11 protein-coding genes and 1 pseudogene are annotated in these 17,417 nt (G+C 59.9%); 9 read left to right on the forward strand and 3 right to left on the reverse strand.

Annotated features, from left to right (window positions below):
* Positions 1 to 109 precede the first annotated feature (109 nt).
* Positions 110 to 1,024 carry a hypothetical protein gene (locus RXV79_RS13230; RefSeq protein ID WP_257824060.1) on the forward strand — a complete coding sequence of 305 codons (915 nt, stop codon included), beginning with the start codon at positions 110 to 112 and terminating at the stop codon, positions 1,022 to 1,024.
* A 46-nt stretch (positions 1,025 to 1,070) separates the two neighbouring features.
* Here the strand turns inward: RXV79_RS13230 and RXV79_RS13235 are convergent, their stop codons facing one another.
* The gene (locus tag RXV79_RS13235) at positions 1,071 to 1,832 is read right to left on the reverse strand and encodes an ATPase (protein WP_316697962.1); all 762 of its coding nucleotides are present in this window, start codon (positions 1,830 to 1,832) and stop codon (positions 1,071 to 1,073) included.
* A 1,553-nt stretch (positions 1,833 to 3,385) separates the two neighbouring features.
* Between RXV79_RS13235 and RXV79_RS13240 the strand changes: the two genes are divergently transcribed.
* The 8 genes from RXV79_RS13240 (at position 3,386) to RXV79_RS13275 (ending at position 13,921) form a co-directional block, all read left to right on the forward strand.
* Positions 3,386 to 3,592 carry a hypothetical protein gene (locus RXV79_RS13240; RefSeq protein ID WP_316697964.1) on the forward strand — a complete coding sequence of 69 codons (207 nt, stop codon included), beginning with the start codon at positions 3,386 to 3,388 and terminating at the stop codon, positions 3,590 to 3,592.
* A 415-nt stretch (positions 3,593 to 4,007) separates the two neighbouring features.
* On the forward strand, positions 4,008 to 4,589 hold the full coding sequence (locus RXV79_RS13245) for a ComF family protein (protein ID WP_316697965.1): 582 nt from the start codon (positions 4,008 to 4,010) through the stop codon (positions 4,587 to 4,589).
* Positions 4,590 to 4,593: 4 nt separating this feature from the next.
* The gene (locus RXV79_RS13250; RefSeq protein WP_316697967.1) at positions 4,594 to 5,160 is read left to right on the forward strand and encodes a hypothetical protein; all 567 of its coding nucleotides are present in this window, start codon (positions 4,594 to 4,596) and stop codon (positions 5,158 to 5,160) included.
* 356 nt (positions 5,161 to 5,516) lie between these two features.
* Entirely contained in the window at positions 5,517 to 6,830 is a 1,314-nt protein-coding gene (locus RXV79_RS13255; RefSeq protein WP_316697969.1) for a protein kinase domain-containing protein, read from the forward strand.
* Between the two features lie 324 nt (positions 6,831 to 7,154).
* Positions 7,155 to 7,757 (forward strand): hypothetical protein, encoded by a 603-nt coding sequence (locus tag RXV79_RS13260; protein WP_316697970.1) that lies wholly within the window; start codon positions 7,155 to 7,157, stop codon positions 7,755 to 7,757.
* Positions 7,758 to 7,763: 6 nt separating this feature from the next.
* Complete coding sequence (locus RXV79_RS13265; RefSeq protein ID WP_316697972.1) at positions 7,764 to 8,855, forward strand: helix-turn-helix domain-containing protein; 1,092 nt, start codon at positions 7,764 to 7,766, stop codon at positions 8,853 to 8,855.
* 30 nt (positions 8,856 to 8,885) lie between these two features.
* Complete coding sequence (locus tag RXV79_RS13270; RefSeq protein ID WP_316697973.1) at positions 8,886 to 9,203, forward strand: hypothetical protein; 318 nt, start codon at positions 8,886 to 8,888, stop codon at positions 9,201 to 9,203.
* Between the two features lie 131 nt (positions 9,204 to 9,334).
* Entirely contained in the window at positions 9,335 to 13,921 is a 4,587-nt protein-coding gene (locus RXV79_RS13275; protein ID WP_316697975.1) for an NACHT domain-containing protein, read from the forward strand.
* A gap of 23 nt (positions 13,922 to 13,944) precedes the next feature.
* Here the strand turns inward: RXV79_RS13275 and RXV79_RS13280 are convergent, their stop codons facing one another.
* Positions 13,945 to 15,636 carry a site-specific integrase gene (locus tag RXV79_RS13280; RefSeq protein ID WP_316697977.1) on the reverse strand — a complete coding sequence of 564 codons (1,692 nt, stop codon included), beginning with the start codon at positions 15,634 to 15,636 and terminating at the stop codon, positions 13,945 to 13,947.
* Between the two features lie 114 nt (positions 15,637 to 15,750).
* Positions 15,751 to 16,182 (reverse strand): annotated as a pseudogene (locus RXV79_RS13285) (3'-5' exonuclease); the annotation flags it as partial.
* Between the last annotated feature and the right edge of the window lie 1,235 nt (positions 16,183 to 17,417).

Here is a 17,417-nt window from a genome sequence, read left to right on the forward strand (position 1 = left end):
GCGTCGTATGGGGCGACCGAAGGGCTTCAGCGAGATCTCGGCAGACGGCGCACGCTTTTGTGATCGCGAGCGCCCGATGTGGGGAGGGGGCGGGTCGGCCGAGCGTGCGATGCACCACGTGTACCACGCTCTGCAGCGACACATCAGCCGCCACGTGGTGCCGCAGGCGAACGCCCGGATCGCCAGGCTCATCGCGCTGCAGGACCCCAGCGCGTTAGGGCAGCAGATCGCAAAGTGCCAGAAAGATCGGCTCGCCTGGGCGTTTCTCCTGTGGTTGTGCTCGATAGAGCCCAACGTCTTGCAACGTCGTTGGGGCAAGCGTGCCGGTCTTCCACAGCGCGGCAGCTTCGCCAGGCAGTCCATCCACCTGGACTTTGGTCAATTGCTGCACCACCTGCCCGTCAGCATCGACCGCGAAGCGAAGTCGAAGGGGCAGGCCCAGTGGCTCCAGTGGCACGCCGCCGAGACGGTCCTGCTCGATCTATGGGGAAGGGCGGTCAGCGCCGCAGAAGACATGGCGGCATGTGGGTTTGCCACCAGGGAATCGCGCATCGAGGCGGACCCACCGATCCTGAGAGGGCAGGTGAGGGCAGACGGCTCTGCCACGTTTCGCAGGCCCACTGGCTCCGTGCCGGGGAGGTTGCCGCCCGCACCACGCTCGAGCAAACATGTGCGTCGGGAGCGGCAGGCGAAGAAACAGTCGGGCCGGTCCGACTCCCTCAAAGCCGTCGCTCGCGGCCCCTGCCTCAGATTCTCTTGGGAGAACGGGTGGCAAGTCATGGACGCCGCAAAGCCACACCGTGGTTTGGATAGTCAGGACATTCGACGGTTTCGCTTGTTCGAGAAGGGCAGACCGCACGCCTACCTGATCAGGACCGCAGAGGGGTTTGTCGGTCGGCTTGCTGCGCCGAGCATAGAAGTGGTCGACACGACCGCCTGGAAGGCAATAGACCTGCTGCGGACGGCCTACCGCCGGCACTGTGAGCAGTTTGCACCGCGCCAGGCGGAGACCGCCTCGCGATGATGTTCAGCTGTGTCGACTTGAGATGGAGCGGCTGGTCCGCACCGAGCTACGACGAAGCCGCATCGCCCTGGAAAGCCTGCCAGAGCGAGCTGGTGGTGAACCACTGGGGAAGTTCGTCGCTATGCAGCGTCAGCTCCTCACCATCCGTGATCTCGGCAAGCCAGACGTGGCGATCCCCCGAGTTGTCGAAGATGTAGGCACGGTTCGTGGCGGCCACAGCGTCTTCCAAGAGTGCGATCGACTCGTAGTAGCGCTTCCTGATCTTCTCCTCACACACCGGGTGCCCGTCCAGTTCCACCCGTTGCTTGACCCGAGCCACATTGATAGCCGGATCGTCTGTCGCGATGAAGTAGAGGTAGGTTCTATAGCCGGACGCTTGAGCCTTGCGCAAGAGCTCTACCTTGCTCGCATGAGACATCACGCTTTCGAAGGTGAACGTCATCCGCAGCTCGAGCAGTTCTTGGCGAATGAAATCCGTCGTGGCGGCTGGGAGGTATGAGTTGACCTTCCCGGGGTCCACGAACAAGGTGGTTCCCTCCACCTTGATCGCGCCCTCCAAGGCTTGCAGCCGTGCAGCGTTCATCAAAGGGGAAGCTTGAAGACTTGGCCACCAGCGTTTGGCCTGTTCCTCGCCGAGCTGATACCTTGCAAGGTCATATGAGCCGGTGCGCTTCCAAGCTCGCTCCAGGTCATCTGCGTTGACGTAGACGCCCAGTTGACTCCGGGTCAGTACTTCGACCACAGTGCTTTTGCCGGAGCCGTTCGGCCCAGCAAATAGCCGCAAGCGCGGCTGATCAGGAGACGTCACTTGGCTCGGCGCTTGAGCACCAAGCCCTTCTTGACCAAGGTCGGCTTAGGCAAGGGCGCGAGGGTCCGAACAGTCCCATCGGCGCTGGCTTCGACGATTTGCCCATTCAGGCTTCGCACAACCTTTCCAAGGCGATTCATGGCTCGGTTATGCGCGTGCCAACCAGCCTCTGCAGCTACCTTCGGGATGTCGTCGCCAGACATCTTGGACTCGCTGAACTCGGGGTACTTCATAAGCTCCCTTTCAGGAGGGCTCGCCGGAAAACCCGGACGATAGCGAACGAACATTAGCGGACTAATGTTAACCAGTATTCGTAACAAGTGTTGCGTTGACGGAATTCGCCCATGTACGAACTAGTGGGCTCCACAAGGGCTAGGCGTACGGGGTACCCGTGAATCGGTTCGGGCTGCCCAAAAAAGACAGCGGCTCGTATGACATTGCAAGGTGATGGCTAGCCTGAACCTTGTGCAGCTGATCCTGGACTACCTAACTGATCAGAAGCTTGCGACCGGAGTAGTCATCCGGGACATCATCCTGCGACTTCGATGGCGCTCGGAGCCTCGTTGCGACGCAAAGGAGCGACCCAAAAAAACTGCGTGCCGTTTGCGCAGTGCATAGATAGGATCTGCTCTTAGCAGACGTGCATCTGTGGTTCAGTTGGTTGGTTAGGCCGTAGCGAAGCAGGATTCAAGTCAGAAGTCTGGTCCGCCCGACCCAGGCACAAGAGTCCGACTCATGGTTCATGCGACAACACTGGGCGACCGGGGTGCAAGCTCAAATGCAGAGAAGGTGCGTGCGATCACAAAACAGCGACCAACGAAAAGTCTGGAAGTTGTTGTCGCAAATCGGCTCAAACGTTATGGAGCTTTATGTCGTCCAACTTCCTGGTTTGAGCCGCCGAGGGGTGGGCGGCATCACGCAGGAGTGGGCAAGCCACGCTCCGTACCTGTTCGAACTTCGCTTCTCGTACTTTACATAATATACATTGTCGCGCTATCGGATGTGGTTAGAACCCGGAACGCGGGCTGGCTCTGGGTGCCGCACAGAAATGTGTTTCCACCCTGACAGCAAATCTGTTGCAAACCGTCGATTTCGGGCTCGGTGGTCGCTGCTGCAACGGAATCTCCGCCAACGCGAATGCCTCGTTGCGGCAAACCCGTTGTCTAGCTGCCCGGCTCCGTGATGAAGAACTCCCACAGCTACGGCTACCGATAGTCGTGAGTTGAGCAGCCTACACACATGGCGATCATCGACTCTACAATTCCGCAAACCCGCCCTAGTTGTGCCATTGAGTTGGTGTCGGCCTGGGAAGAAAAGGCCTCCACATCCCTGGAGGCCTTTTCGCTTCCTAATGGGTGACGCACGCAAGACCCGTTGCGAGCCCGCGCAACAGCGCCCATGGCTTCGCCTACTCGCCTGGCCGACTTGATCACCTACGCGCGTCTAGAACCTTGAGGCGCTCCGTGCCTGCATGACACACCAGGCGATGCTGAGGAGTGCATTTGAGCGTAATGCGCTGGATGGCAGTGCGGCAATCAGGTAGCCTTAGTGCCATGGACTTGAATGTGACGCTGGCTTTAGCGGGCTTACTCAGCCCAAACAAGCTCAATCTGAGTCAGCAGGAAGAGTATCTGGACCAAGTCGAGGCCCGCTTGCTCTTACCCAGCCCACTGGAAGAAGCGTTCTTCGCCGAGCGCCGACGCCGTGGTGTGGGGGTCGGAATGGACGACGACGGTCGAATCGTTTTCCAGCATGCATAGGCCGCGCTATGCATTTCCTTCGGCAGTTGCTCGAAGAGTTCCGTGTGGCAGCGGCGGAGGCGCCCTACATCTTTATCGCGCCGCCGCTTGGAGCGTTGGCCGGGATACGCGCTGAGTACGCAAGGTTGTACAGCAGGCGTCCAAACTGACCCGCCCCGGCACGCGCCGGCGCAGACATTCTGCGCGTAGCCGACTAGCTGCCGAACCCATCGGTTCGATTAGGTGCGGCGGGCTCAACTCCTCTGACCATTGGACGAACCATCACTGCCGGCTAGGTGCGCACTTGAACAACTGCTGATCTGCCGCATATAACAAGTTAGCGTCCCGGCAAGCCAGAACGCCTCAAGCACGACGCTCCCTGTGTAGTACTCATGGGTGTGCCGAATCATCAGTCTCCTTAGCAGGAGGTTCACCCATGGAGGTGACACTCAGAGAAATTCATGGGCCGTGGGACGCCGGCTGGGTGCTTGACAAGCACATGATCAAGAGCACATTTCTTGGCCACGACGCGTTCGGGAATCCGCAGTTTGAAAACCTTCGCACCGAGGCCGGGGAAGCAACCTACCAGCTGAAATACCGGAGCGACTGGAGCCAAGCCAAGCCGCTGGCTCAGGCTGTGGCCGACAACATTTGCCCGAAGCTCCAGAGCATCGGCTTCATCGTGCCGATGCCTGCGTCGCGGTCGCGCAGCCGGCAGCCGGTTACCGAGGTTGCGAAGGAATTGGGCGGGCTGCTGAATGCTCCGATGTTTGACGGAATTCTTCTCAAGGCGCCAAACGGCAAATCACTGAAGGACTTGGCCACGAAGGCTGAGAAAGTTGAGGCGATTGGCAAAAGTCTGAGCGTTAAGGATCAAATCACCAACGATGGCTCTTGGAACGTCCTCTTGATCGACGACCTGTACGACAGCGGGGCTTCTATGGAGGCGGCATGTAAAGTGCTGCGTGGATACCCAAAGGTGCGGAAAATCTACGTGGCCGCGCTCACCTGGAAATAGCTGAATGACAACGAAAGTCTTCATTGCCGGTTCGATGAACATCAAGCACCTGGACCCTAAGGTGAAGGAGCGCATCGACAACATCGTGTCCCAGGACTTTGAAGTGGTCGTAGGTGATGCCGATGGTGCTGATACATCTATCCAGTGGCACTTATTCAACCTCGGCAAAGCTAAGACTACTGTGTTTTGCAGCGGACACCGTCCGCGCAATAACGTGGGCGAATGGCCTGTGGAGTCCGTCGAGACAAAGCATGCAGAGGGTTCACGAGCGTTCTTCACCGCCAAGGATCTACGCATGGCGGAGATTGCCGATTTCGGGCTGATGATTTGGGATGCGAAGAGCACCGGGACTCTCAACAACGTCATTGAGCTATTGAGCCGCAAGAAAAAGTCGGTCGTGTTCGTCAACAAGGCCAAAGCCTTCAAGAACGTGGGCACGGTCGAACAGCTCGAAGAGTTGCTAGGCCTAATGTCCCCTCACGCTAAGCAAAAGGCAGACGAGAAAATCCGACTCTCCGAACGTATCGAGGCGATCAAGCACGACCAGTCGCAGGGCCAGATGTTCGCGTAGCCTCCGTTAGGCGCCCGCCCCGCCTCGAACGACAGACGCGTCCGACTGGTTACTGACTTTGCCGTTGAGTTTCTCGTGGCGCTTCGTTGGGCTCGCGCTTCCGATACCCGCACTTTGCGATCTTGATTCACAAGTGCGAGATTGCCCGCGGTCAACGCATCGACGCCACGTCGAATCGCATATGGCTGCTGCTCAAGTCGTTCTTGCGGGTCGATTTAATGCCCTTAGACGGCGCCAGCATCGAAGACGTCTTCATTGCGCAAGAGCCCCGTTCCTCCTCAAAGTTATGCTTACGCCCAGACGCTAGCTCCCATGATGAAGGGCGAGCGCAATTGGATCGGAGGAGCGGACACATCATGAGCGATTGGCAGACGGAATGGATGGCGTTGGACCCCACCCAAAAGTCGCTTGCGGGCGGTCAAGGCTCCGTGATCCAAGTTCGTCACAAGCATGACGGACGAGTCGGCGCTCTTAAGCGGATGCATGACCAGCACCAGACGTCGACTGAGCGTCGGTATCGAATGCAGCAAGAAGTCAACGCCCTGCTCGCGCTGGATGGAAGAGGCGCTCCCAGGGTTTTCGCCAGCAATGCCGACCAGTGGCAGGACAAGGCCGTCCCGCTCTGGGCAGTCATGGACTGGATCCCGGGCCCCAACTTGCAGAATCACATCAACCAGCACGGCTCCTTGGCACTTGACGAGGCCATCCGAATCACTGAGCAGTTGCTCCTGGTGGTTAGCGAGTGCCACAAGCTGCAGATCCATCATCGTGACGTGAAGCCCGACAACGTCGTTCTGCGGGACGACGATCGCCAACCGATCCTGGTCGATTTCGGCATGTCATGGACCCGTCCGCTCGATGATGAGGAGCCTGACTTCCGAACGCAACTGGACCAGGAGCTCGGCAACCGCTTCTTGAGGTTGCCGGAACACGCTGCCGGCCGCCACACGCATGACAACGTCTCGGATATCACGATGGTGGTCGGCTTGTTGTTCTTCCTGCTGACCAAGTCCGCACCCCGCGTGTTGCAGGACTCCCAAGGGCGCATGCCGCATGAAGTCGCCGAAGAACGCTTCGGTGCGCTCAGGGAGGATCCTCGGTGGCCGCGGTTGCGGCGCCTGTTTGGTGTGGGCTTTCAATTGGTGGCAGAGCATCGCTTCCAGACCGCGCAATCGGCCCTGGACCGGCTGCGAGACCTGAGCCCCCCGGCCCAATTAGGTGCAGACGACGATTGGCGACGTGAAATGGAGCTCATCGAGGACATGCGCAATTCCGAGCTTGGCCGAAGCATCGAAGCCCGCAAGGCGCTCATCCTGACGGCCAGCCAACGCTTCCTCACGTCATTGCAGCTCAAGCTCCACGGCACCGGCTTCGTCACAGGTGGGGGCGGCCCCAATCTGGTGGAAGGCAACCGAGCGGCGGTGCTTGATTTCTTCATCGTTCCTAACGGGGCTTCTCTGCCCACGGTGCGGTATGCACATCGGGTCGAATCCAAGGACGCAGGGGTTGTGGCCATCGTGACCATCGAAGACGAGTTGCCGGACCTCTACTACACCGGCCCCGTGGCAGACGCCGAGACTTTGCAGGAAGCCGCCGAAAAGAAGGTCCCTCAAGTCCTGGGGAAGCTGATCTCGAAGATGAGAGTCAAGCTGGCCGGTTTCTATACCTGACAGCGGCACCATCTGTTTGCAGGCCAAGTGGCGGACCAGTTCCAGCTCGGTTGTTCCACGCGAGGCACCATTCTTCAGCGCTCGATGGACGAACACTCGGACATCAACTACATGGTGGTGTTCTCGTGCAGCCACTTCGCTCAGAAAAGCTACCTCGTCCGACTGCGACATCATGTTCGACCAGATACCCTGCCCCACTGTGGTCCGGCTGCCGCTCCCGATGGGCATGGCGGCTGACAAGCCAAGGGGCCCTGCGCCGGTTGACAAAATGTGAAAATTGCAGGAAAGTTGGTTGACAGATTCGACTTTTTGCAAGGATCGCCAATGCTCGCCACCTCCTCGTCTCATTACTACGCTGAGCTTTCTGACGAGGCGCTGCGTGTGGTTGCTGTGGCCCTCCTTGACATGCGCTACGCGACGCTCAGCGAGATGCACTCCCCCTACGACGACAACTACACCCGCGAGAGCACTGTGTTCGGCCGCTCGCGCAACATGCTGATCGAGCTGGCGACAAGCCGCAAGTACTCGTGGATGACTTTGGCGCACGCCGGGCTGGACGTGACGTTCAACATCGGGCGAGTGCCCTGCCGCTTCTTCCGGGATGATCCTGAAGATCCCGAAAAGGCTGGGTTCTTCCGCCGCAACCTCAGCGACAGCTTGTTCGCCGAAGATGAGGCTGCTCCAGTGATGTGGCGCTTCGTGGTCGAGAAAGCCATGACGGCCGACGACGAGGACCGCGTCCACTTCGTTGGGTATAACGTGTTCCAAGAGAAAGTGGCGCAGTGGATGTACCGGCCCTCGACACCCACGTTGCACAGCGTCGACCGCGAAGTGCCGCCGGCCGTCATCCTGCAGCCCGCCTTGGTCAAGTTGCGCGATGAGTCGGTGGAAGAAGAGGATCAACAGCAAGTCGGGAATGAGCGCTGATTGGGCATGGAGACTGGATTCAATGGGGCGCAGCTGCGCCTGGCCCGCGTATTCAATGGATTTTCGCTGGATGACGTCGCCGAGCGTGTCGGGCGGACCCGGCAATACCTGCATAAGCTCGAGATCAACAATGGGGAGCCCACAGCCGAGCTGAGGGAGCACTTGGCGGATGCGTTGCGTGTCAACGTCGCGTTCTTCTACCAACCCCGCGCCGAAGTTTCTGAAGAGCAGTTCCACTTTAGAAAGCTCTTTACGACGCGGGCAATGGTTAAGCAAATGACCTTGGCCCGCGCTGAGCTGTTTGGCCGGTTGGTGAACTACCTAGACACCTTGCTGTCCCTGCCCAAGGTCAACATTCCAACTGTTGAGGCCAAGAGTCAGGACGACATTGAACGTGCCGCCGAGCATTGTCGGCAGCACTGGAGTCTCGGCCTTGGTCCCATTGAGAACATGACACGCCTGGCGGAGAACGTTGGCGCGATGGTGACGAGCTTCCAGGGCATCTCCACCGAGGTCGACGCCTTGTCGGTGGCACTACGCCGGCCCGTGATCGTGCGCAACGAGGCCAAGCAAAGCGCTTGTCGCCAGCGTTTCGACGTGGCCCATGAGGTCGGCCATTTCGTACTCCATGGCGGGCGCCCTACCGGAGATCGGGCCACAGAAACCGAGGCGAATCGCTTCGGCAGTGCTTTCCTGGTGCCGCGCACCATGATGGCCAAGCTCTTTCCTCGATCGCGTGGCAGCCGCCTCGATTGGGTGGGCCTGCGCGACTTCAAGATGACCTGGAAGATCAGCAAGGCGGCCGCGCTCTACCGTGCCCATCAACTGGACCTTATCAGCGAAGACCAGTTCCGCACTGGGATGATCACCTTGCGCCGCACCGGCGAGGCCACCGGCGAACGGGAAGACGCCTTGATTCCACGGGAGGAGGCCGATCTCCTGCGAAGGTCGCTCGAGTTGCTGGCAGAGCGCAAGCAACTCTACGGAAATGAAATCGCCGCAGCGCTCAAGATTCATGAGAGCACTCTTGCCGACCTGATTGGCTTCAAACCGCCAGCTCGCCCCGGCCACGGCGGCCCTTCCCTTCGCCTGGTGTAGTAGCTAGGCTCAATTCCAACAAGAGCGCCTATGAACGCACCCGTTGATACGAAGTCCGCTGTCACGCAAGAACTCCACCGCATCGAGGAGGATTGCATCCACTCCGGCAAAGCACATTTCAACGCTGCGGCCCGCTGGGCAGCGTTGCACTACTGGCTAGGCATACCCTCGGTGATGTTCTCTGCTGTGGCGGGTGCGGCGTTCCTCAAGAGCGAGCCCCTCACTCGATGGCGCAACGAGAAGATCCACCGCGCCAAAGACATCCTTGAGCAGACCCGCGATTACGAAAGCTCCGGACACGCCGCATTGGCCGAACGCGAGATCGAGAAGCTGATACCGGAGTTCTGACGATTCAGAACCGTGTGGACGGAGTGACGTCACGAGATGCTCAAGCGCTGGGGCACCGACGAACTAGTCGTTGGTGACGTTCGCTGAAGCGCTTTGTTGTATTTCATCGATGAAGTGGGAGAAAGCGTCAAATGAGTCTCGCCGGAACTCGTTCGGATCAAGGCGACGCGTACCAGACCCAGGTTGCAATCTCCTGGGCCATATCCATGCTGAACGACCAGAACATCGTGGCATTGGAGGTGAACTCGACTGCGATCGACGGCGGTGAGCCCGTCCAAGTCGATGACGTTGTTGTGCGTCACGCAAATGGGCCAACGATCTATTGTCAATGCAAGAAGAACGTACAAGAGTTCAAGGCATGGACAGCCGCGTCGCTCAGCGATGAACTCAAGAAGGCGCTGTCTCTGCTTCGATCCATTCCAAGCGCGCTCATCCACTTTTACTCACGTTCTCCGTTCGGTGAGTTGGCCAAGCTCCGCGACTATGCGGATACGCAGCCAAATCCGGCAGCCTATTCGATGTCGTTGTCGGATGAGTTGCGAAAGGTGCATCTTTATGTGCTCGGTCTCGATTCCGCTGCCACTGAAGAGAAGGTTTTTAAGTTGCTGAGGCAGACCACCTTTCATCATTCGCCTGACTTCTCGACTCTAGAGGCTGAACAACTTGAGCGACTGCGGCCTCTAGTCACGTCGGCTCAGACTGTTCATGCCAGTCTCTGGAGTGCGATCGATCGCCTAGGCGCCAAGCTACCAGCTGTTTCGACCTATGCGTCAGAGGCTCAACACTCGATCGATCGACCTCAGCTCCTGAAGTTGGTTCAAGATGCTGGATCGGTGATTGCGCCTATGCGCTCCCTGCAGGAAGCCATGGCGCCGCTGCAGTTGCTGTCCAGCGTCGGGCGGGCCTGGAAAAGAGACGTCGGTGGCGCTCGCCTGACCAGGTCGGCAACGTCTCAGGTTCAAGCGGCACTCGGCGGCGCCACCCGGTCGATTCTGCTAACCGGGGGCCCAGGTACTGGGAAGTCCTGCGTCCTTCTCGATCTTCTCGATGCGGCCGAATCGGACGGATCATGCTTCTGCGTTTACATGCAGTCCCGAAGCTTCGCAGAGTGCCGCACGGCACAGGATCGACAGTCGGCTGGGTGGCCCGCCGACGTCGTCGGATCGATTGCTCGCGTCGCCGAAACCAAACCCGTGTTGGTGCTGATGGACTCTCTCGACGTGCTCTCAGTCGCGCGAGAGCACCAAGCACTCAATTTCTTTCTGTCACTAGTAGATCGCCTTGTGGAGTTGAACGGGGTTACCGTCGTGGCCACGGTCAGGACCTTCGACGCCGCGTACGACGCACGCCTCGCGACACGCAACTGGGATCTAAAGATCAGCCTTAGCGATCTCGATTGGACGATAGATGTCGCTCCACTGGTTCGCTCCTGGGGCATAGACGTGGATTCGCTGGTTGCCGAAGCTCGCGTACTTCTGTGCAATCCAAGACACCTCGCTCTGTTCAAAGATTTGGTGGAACGGGGGACTGTTCCAGTCGAAAAGACACACTTCGCACTGACAAGGAAGTACCTCGAGGTGGTCGTTCGGCAAGACCCGGCGCTGGGCGACGCGGCGCTCCGGTCTCTCGAAGAGTTGGCAGCGCAGATGCTGCGCCGTCGTTCTCTCGCCGTGGCGCCCGTTCGCGCGAACCTGGACCGAAAGGTGGAAGCCGGACTGCTTAGCGTCGGCGTTGTCCAACTGACAGGGCGCGGAACACTAGAGTTCACGCATCAAACGTTGCTTGATGTCCTGGCGATCGGCTCGTGGGAGCGGACAGGTCGAGGTTTGCAGGAGTTCGTCGCATCGCTTCCAGCAGTTCCCTTCGTCCGACCGACGATTCGAGCGTACGTTTTGACCATCGCAGCTATTGATCGGAAGGAACTTAGGACACACGTCAGAGGCATCGCGAGCGCAAACGTCCCTCATCACCTGAGCCGCCTGGTCGTCGAAACGTATGCCGACCTAGAACCGGAAGATGAGGACTGGCCGATGGTGCGCTGGCTGTTGCAAAAGCCGAGTCTCTTCCTCGCACTGTTCGGCAAGGCCAACACGTTGTTGTGGCATCACTTTTGGTTCAAGTATTTGGCACCACTAGCGTGGCAAGACCGGGATGGATCTCGCCTGATTCATCTTGCGCATCGGGCTGAATCTCACATGTTGTCAGATGGCGATCGAATCCTAGCCTTTTGGCTTCGGGTGCTGGAGACCGATTGGATTGATCGTTCGCACTTCGCGATGTGGGTTGCCTACAAGATCGGCGAGTACAGAGGGCCACCAAGGAATGGGATCGGTCCGTTGGTGTTGAAGCTCGTGCAATGGCCAAAGATGGACCATGACTCGGTCGGCGCTGCTGTCATGAACGCCGTGAATCTTGGATGTGTGTCGGACGACGTTTTGTGGCAGTACATCGCAGGCTCGGTAGACGAGGACGCTGTGACGAGCTATGGCATTGACAATGCGCTTCGCTGCGACAGTCATACCTTCGGGGACGATCAGTTGGCCAATCGGATGAGAGCGTCCGATGACTTGCTGAACCTCGCAATCACAACGGTCGAGGAGTGGCGACGATCGATGGAAGCACGTTACCGCTCCGAATCGGCTTGGGAGCAAGGGCAGTTGCGCTCTACAAGTTATGAGACCGATCACAGGGAAGGCCCCCTCCACATCTCCAATGATGACCTGCTCTTCCGGGCGATTGAAGCTGGGGTGTTAGAGCGCGCCAGGGAGAAAGCCCCATGGTGGCAAACAAACAAGAAGCGCCTCGCTGAAAGTAGAGAGGGAGCAATGCGCTTCTGGGTGGTGGAAGCCCTCACGGTGAATCCACTACTCGACCTGGAAATGGCAGCGGAACTGGCCTCGCAAGCGTCGATGTTGGATTCGATGCTCTCGCACGAAATGGGCGAAATGATCCGCGTGAAATCACCGCACTGGAGCGTGGAACAACTCGAGCGTATCCACGCGGCCATCAATGCGATAGAGATCCCGCAAGACCACCGTGACCACTACCGAGCGCAACGGTGCCGGCTGATCAAAGCCATGCCCAGCTGCTATCGATCGCCAGATCTTCAGGCGGAACTGGACCAGGTCGAAGAGAGGCTTGGAACCGTCCACATAAAGCCCGATATTCACTCGTCCGGCGGCTGGGTCACGCCTCCATTTGGGATGGAACGCTTTCTTGAGGCCGATGACGAAGACGTAATTCGCCTGCTCAAGCACTACCAAGAAGGCAAGGCGAGGGACTGGGGGGACTTCGTCGGCGGTAGCGAACACGTGGGCTACCAACTCGCTGACGCGGCCTCCCGTGCCCCGACCCGCTTTCTCAATTTACTTCGCGACCGTTGGCCGGAGATCCCCGACCGATTCAGGTCCCCCATCGTTGATGGCTGCTCCAGCCACCTCGGCCGGCGCTCGGGTGTCCTTCAGGACCCGGGCGGGACTTGGCGAACCGACGACACGACCGGAACAGACGTTCTCTCCGCCGCCCTGTTGGACGAGCTCGAGCGACACCCTTGCTTCTGGGAGGCTTGCCGATCAAAGGCCAAAGCTCTCGAAGCGCTTTCGTACTGCATCGACCTCGCGCTGGCGCCAAGAGTCGCGTTCCAGTTAATGGCGTTCCGAAGTGGCGACGCAGAGTTCAAGCACAAAGACCCAGTGGTGGCTGGGCTTAACTCGAAGACGGGCGAAGCGGCCTCCGCGGCAGCAGCGTTGCTGATCCGGCTCCTTGATGAGGGAAATGAGGTTCCGCCGCTGTTGCTTTCTGCACTTCGTGCATTTAGTGGGCTCGAGGATTCTGGACCGCGAGCAATGATTCTTCGCCGCCTGGCATACATCATCCACAAAGACAGGCCGCTCGGACTGGATCTGTTCGAGCGATGTATGACGCAAGCTTCCCCAGCTCTTTGGAAGGTTGCGGAGCCGTGCCTCTATCACTCGTATCACGCTCACTTTGAGTGGGTAGCACCCTCTCTCAAGCGGCTTCTCTTGTCTGCCTCAAGCGAATCAGACGACGCGTCCGAACAGCCTGGCGCTGACCGCCAAGAAAAGGATCCGAAAGCGATGGCGACATGGAGTCGCATCTCTGCGCTCTCGTCCCTTACCGGCCATATCGAACTCAGGTCCTTTATTGAAACCTTGAGGCGGCTGAACGATGTAGCGGCCTGGCGTGGAGCCGTGGGAGTCTGGAGTTGCAATATGAATATCGTGCAGCATGAAGCTGCCTGCGTGGAAGGCATTGTGGCAGCCCTATCGACTGAGAGCACTCCTCCGAGCGTAGTGACGGAGATCGATCAAATCTTCGATCTCAAACAGGGGCGACTGGCCGTTCCAGACAAGCTGATCGAACTCTTGTTCCGCAAACTTGGCGAAAGCAAGAGTAGTGGCGGCCACTACTTCGCTCACGACTTTGGTGGGTGGCTGGAATCAACCGCGTTGGCGAACCCCGAAGCTGCACTCTCTGCGTTTGAGCATTTGATGCGCTACTTGGAAGGCAGCGGGCGCGCGTTGTACGACCGCGGCCACGCTGTACGCGCACTAACGTCTCTGTACCGAGAGGCGGAAGAACGCGAGCTGGAAGATGGCGGGAGTCTGCTAACCCGCGTAGCTTCGTTGCAAGACCGGCTGTCTCGCTCGATCAGTGACAACTTGGACAAGTGGCTAAATGCAGCGGAGCGGCCATAAAACCATTCCGCACAAACGCATAGCTAGGGCCTTCTCCAAAACGCCTCGCGCATCTGCCTTGCCCGCCGTGCCTTGTCCGTGTGCAGGTAACCCGACGTCGTACTGATGGACGCGTGGCGCAGGTTCTCCTGCACTGTTTTCAGGTCAACTCCGAGCTCCAGCGCATGCGTCGCGTGCGTGTGGCGCAGCCAATGTGGCGTCGCCTCTCGAAGCTTGTGCGCCGCTGTTGCGTTCACTGGTTCCAGCCGATCCGCGGCGAAGAGGAAGAACCGCTCCAGCAGCGCCCGCAGCCGCCCCGTGCTGATGCCAATCTCCGGCTGCTGCAGGCTCGGGATTAGCGGCGTACAGGGGTTCCACCGGCTGCGGGTGGCCGGCAGGCCTCGCTGCACCAGATAGCGCTCGAGCGCACCCATGGCGGAGATGGGCACGGCAACATCGCCCACCCGGCCCCCCTTCCCCACCACCTGAATCCAATCGTCGCCGGCGTCGTCGCGTTGGATCTTGCCCAGGCAGGACTCCGCGAACTCGTGCGGCCGCAGTCCTGTGTCGCGCCAGAAGTCCAGGGTAAAGCGAAGCCGCTGCGCCGCTGGGCTTGTCCACCCCGACTCGTACTCGAGGCCATCGGCAGTGCCCCGGAGCAGCGCCCATTCGTGCTGCGTGAAGACGTGTGAGGCCTCCACCGCCGGTCGTCGGTTTGCACCTCGCACCTTGAGGCCGGCAAAGGGATTAGCAAGCAGGTAGCGCTGCTCAATGAGCCATCGGAACATTGCCCCGATCACCGACAGCGCGTAGGCCACCGACCGTGGAGACAGCTCGCCCTGGAAGGGCCTCCAGTCCGGCGCAGACCGAGGCCTGGCCGGTCCCACCCAGCGTGATGTGGGGGTAGGTTTGCGCAGGAACTGCCGGTAGGCCACGGCGTCTTCGGTCGTCAGCGACGACAGTGCCCTACCCTGCTCGAGGATCGCCCAGAGAATCAACCGCTCGGCCTCCTTGCGGTACGCACGCCGCGTGGCGTCCGAGTCCTGCAGGCCGAGCCAGGTCTGGACGGCCTCGTAGTCGTTGTCCGCGCGCAGGGTGCAGGTCTGGCGTGGGGCGCGGAAGGCGCCGTGCGTGCCGTCCACGTCGGCCGGTACCACCAGCTCTTCCCACGGCCGCGCTTGGCCGGGCTGCTGCTCGACCAGGGCGCGCGCGCGTTCGGTGAGGTCTGGATGCTGTGCGAAAAAGAGCTCGATCCTGGCCGCCTGCACGGCGCCCAGGCCGTCGATGGCTACCCACCAACGCCGCCTACGCGGCACCCGGACCGTCAGGTCGGCCAAGGTTCGGATGGCGTGCCGGTGCAGTGCCGTGACCGCTCTCGTCGGGAACCAACGCGCCACGTCGTCGGTGATCGTGGGCTGGGCCAGCGGCAGGTGGCGGATTGCGTTAACGGCGGCGTTCACCGCCTTCCTGCGCGCGAATCGTTCTGCCGGCGCGTGCAGGAAGACCTCTTCCAGCTCCTCGCGTCCGCGGGACCTAGCGTACTGGGCCAGCTGGCGGCGGACGGCCGTCAGCATGGCGCGCGACGACTGCCCGGTAGCTTTTTTCTCGCCGAGGTAGCGCTCGACGACCTGCCTTGCCGGCAACCCCGCATACCAAGCGCGCAGCGCGGCCAGCTCGTCCGCGCTCGGGAAGCTAGAGACGTTGTGGCTGGAAGCCGGGACTGGAGCGTTTCTCATGGCCCCAGTTTAGACAGTCGAGCTATCTATTGCGATAAGAATAGTTATCGCTATAGCCATGTTTGAATGAACACCGCCAACCCGATTGGCCCGCCATTCGCTCACCGAACTGGCCTAGTCCGACATCGCCCGCAGCTTGGCACCACCGTCGACTGTCGAAGAAATTGTTTGCACACGGCGGTCCACCTGCGCCGAGAACGGCGTCACTTGCTCGAATAGTCTGGCCACCTTACCGGGAATGAATCTCGTCAGCGTCGCGTTGATGTAGCTGTCGCCGCCACGGCGTTGTTGACGAACGTAGAAGCGCTGCGGCGTGATCAGGTCAAGGTGATGCTTGGCGCGGGTCATGGCCACGTACAACAGTCGCCGCTCCTCTTCGATGTCTTCTTCTCGATCGGTCGCCATGTCAGACGGCATGCAACCATCGACAACGTTGAGCACGTAGACGGCGTTTTACCCCTGGCCTTTGGCGGAATGGATGGTCGAAAGAATGAGGTAGTCCTCATCAAGGTGCGGAGCGCCCGATTCGTCACTGCTGGCCTTGGGCCGCGCAAAAGCGCGCGCTGCACCGTCAACCTCTAAGGCCTGCCGCAATGATGTCAGTTCGGCCCGAGCAGCAGCGGTTGGAAACGTCAGGTCGCAGCCGCCAAGAGCAGTTGACCAAGGCGCGGACCGCAGCCGGATGAGGGCCGACCGGCTCATAACGAAAGTGAACCAGTAGTTCGCGGAATCCAGGGTCGAAGTGGGCTTTACGGCGGATGCCGTCACTAGGGCCGGTGCTGGTCGCCGATGTTCGCCGAGGGGGCGATCTGAAGTAGTGCCGCAAGGATGCGTGCGACCGGCAAGCAATACGGTGCAGTTCTGCGCGCCCGGTAGGCGTGGCTACAGCTGACCCAACTGAGCATGCCGCTGGCTGCTGGCCTTCCGCCGTTGCGTCGACTGGTGGCGGTGTCCCGCCGCTCCTGTCAATAGGCCACATCGATCCGTCGTTGCTACCGGCTGTGACGAAGCACAGTTGGATCGAGGCGCACCCGGTAGGCTAGGCAAATCAAAGACTTAGGATCGAGGCGAACCTAACACCTCTGCTTCCGGCGTCCGATGACTTCAGGCAGTGATGCTGTTCCAGAGCGCTGATTTCATCGTCATTGGCTGTCAGCGATCCAACTCTGCGCGCTACTGGCTATGAACGTACCGCCGTTGCTGTCGCGATCACAACGAAACGGCGTTCCTTACGCTGCGTACACAACGCTACAACATTGCTGTCAAGCCACCTCTACGCCACCGCTCCGACCGCCTGCAACGCACACAGTGGGTCCTACGTTGACCAACAACGGGCCCGTCTGCTGGCAGCTCAATTTGCACTAGTCTTGCGCCATCGCCAATCCCACGCCAGATAGGAGCGCGGATGTCCGCCAACAAGCATGAGTTACTGGCCAGCATGACCAACCTGGCCTTGGCTGAGGTCGCGAAGGCGTTGGGCCTGAGTCAAGACGCTGTCCTGCAGGCCGAGAGCGAAACGGCGAACTGTTTTCGGTCGTGTGGCCAGATCGGGACCACGCAAGCGAGTACCCCTGGTTCCAGACCTGGCCGGAGCTTCGAGGGGACGCGGGATCTGCTACCTCACCACTTGCGCGAGTGCTGCGAGCCCTTGGTGCGCCAGTGACCAACGGTTCATCGCTCTATGGGTTCTTCTGTTCGACCAATGACCTGCTGGGTGACAGCACCCCAGTTGAGGTGCTGGCGGGTCGGGTCACTGCAAAGCGAACGTTGGACCCCGAGGC

The organism is Piscinibacter gummiphilus (assembly GCF_032681285.1).
Lineage (GTDB): Bacteria > Pseudomonadota > Gammaproteobacteria > Burkholderiales > Burkholderiaceae_C > Rhizobacter > Rhizobacter gummiphilus_A.

What these genes read in the sequence shown, in the direction of transcription:
- RXV79_RS13230 (WP_257824060.1), top strand. Translation starts at nt 110, where the DNA reads ATGCACCACGTGTACCACGCTCTGCAGCGACACATCAGCCGCCACGTG.
- RXV79_RS13240 (WP_316697964.1), top strand. Translation starts at nt 3,386, where the DNA reads ATGGACTTGAATGTGACGCTGGCTTTAGCGGGCTTACTCAGCCCAAAC.
- RXV79_RS13245 (WP_316697965.1), top strand. Translation starts at nt 4,008, where the DNA reads ATGGAGGTGACACTCAGAGAAATTCATGGGCCGTGGGACGCCGGCTGG.
- RXV79_RS13250 (WP_316697967.1), top strand. Translation starts at nt 4,594, where the DNA reads ATGACAACGAAAGTCTTCATTGCCGGTTCGATGAACATCAAGCACCTG.
- RXV79_RS13255 (WP_316697969.1), top strand. Translation starts at nt 5,517, where the DNA reads ATGAGCGATTGGCAGACGGAATGGATGGCGTTGGACCCCACCCAAAAG.
- RXV79_RS13260 (WP_316697970.1), top strand. Translation starts at nt 7,155, where the DNA reads ATGCTCGCCACCTCCTCGTCTCATTACTACGCTGAGCTTTCTGACGAG.
- RXV79_RS13265 (WP_316697972.1), top strand. Translation starts at nt 7,764, where the DNA reads ATGGAGACTGGATTCAATGGGGCGCAGCTGCGCCTGGCCCGCGTATTC.
- RXV79_RS13270 (WP_316697973.1), top strand. Translation starts at nt 8,886, where the DNA reads ATGAACGCACCCGTTGATACGAAGTCCGCTGTCACGCAAGAACTCCAC.
- RXV79_RS13275 (WP_316697975.1), top strand. Translation starts at nt 9,335, where the DNA reads ATGAGTCTCGCCGGAACTCGTTCGGATCAAGGCGACGCGTACCAGACC.
- RXV79_RS13280 (WP_316697977.1), bottom strand. Translation starts at nt 15,636, where the DNA reads ATGAGAAACGCTCCAGTCCCGGCTTCCAGCCACAACGTCTCTAGCTTC.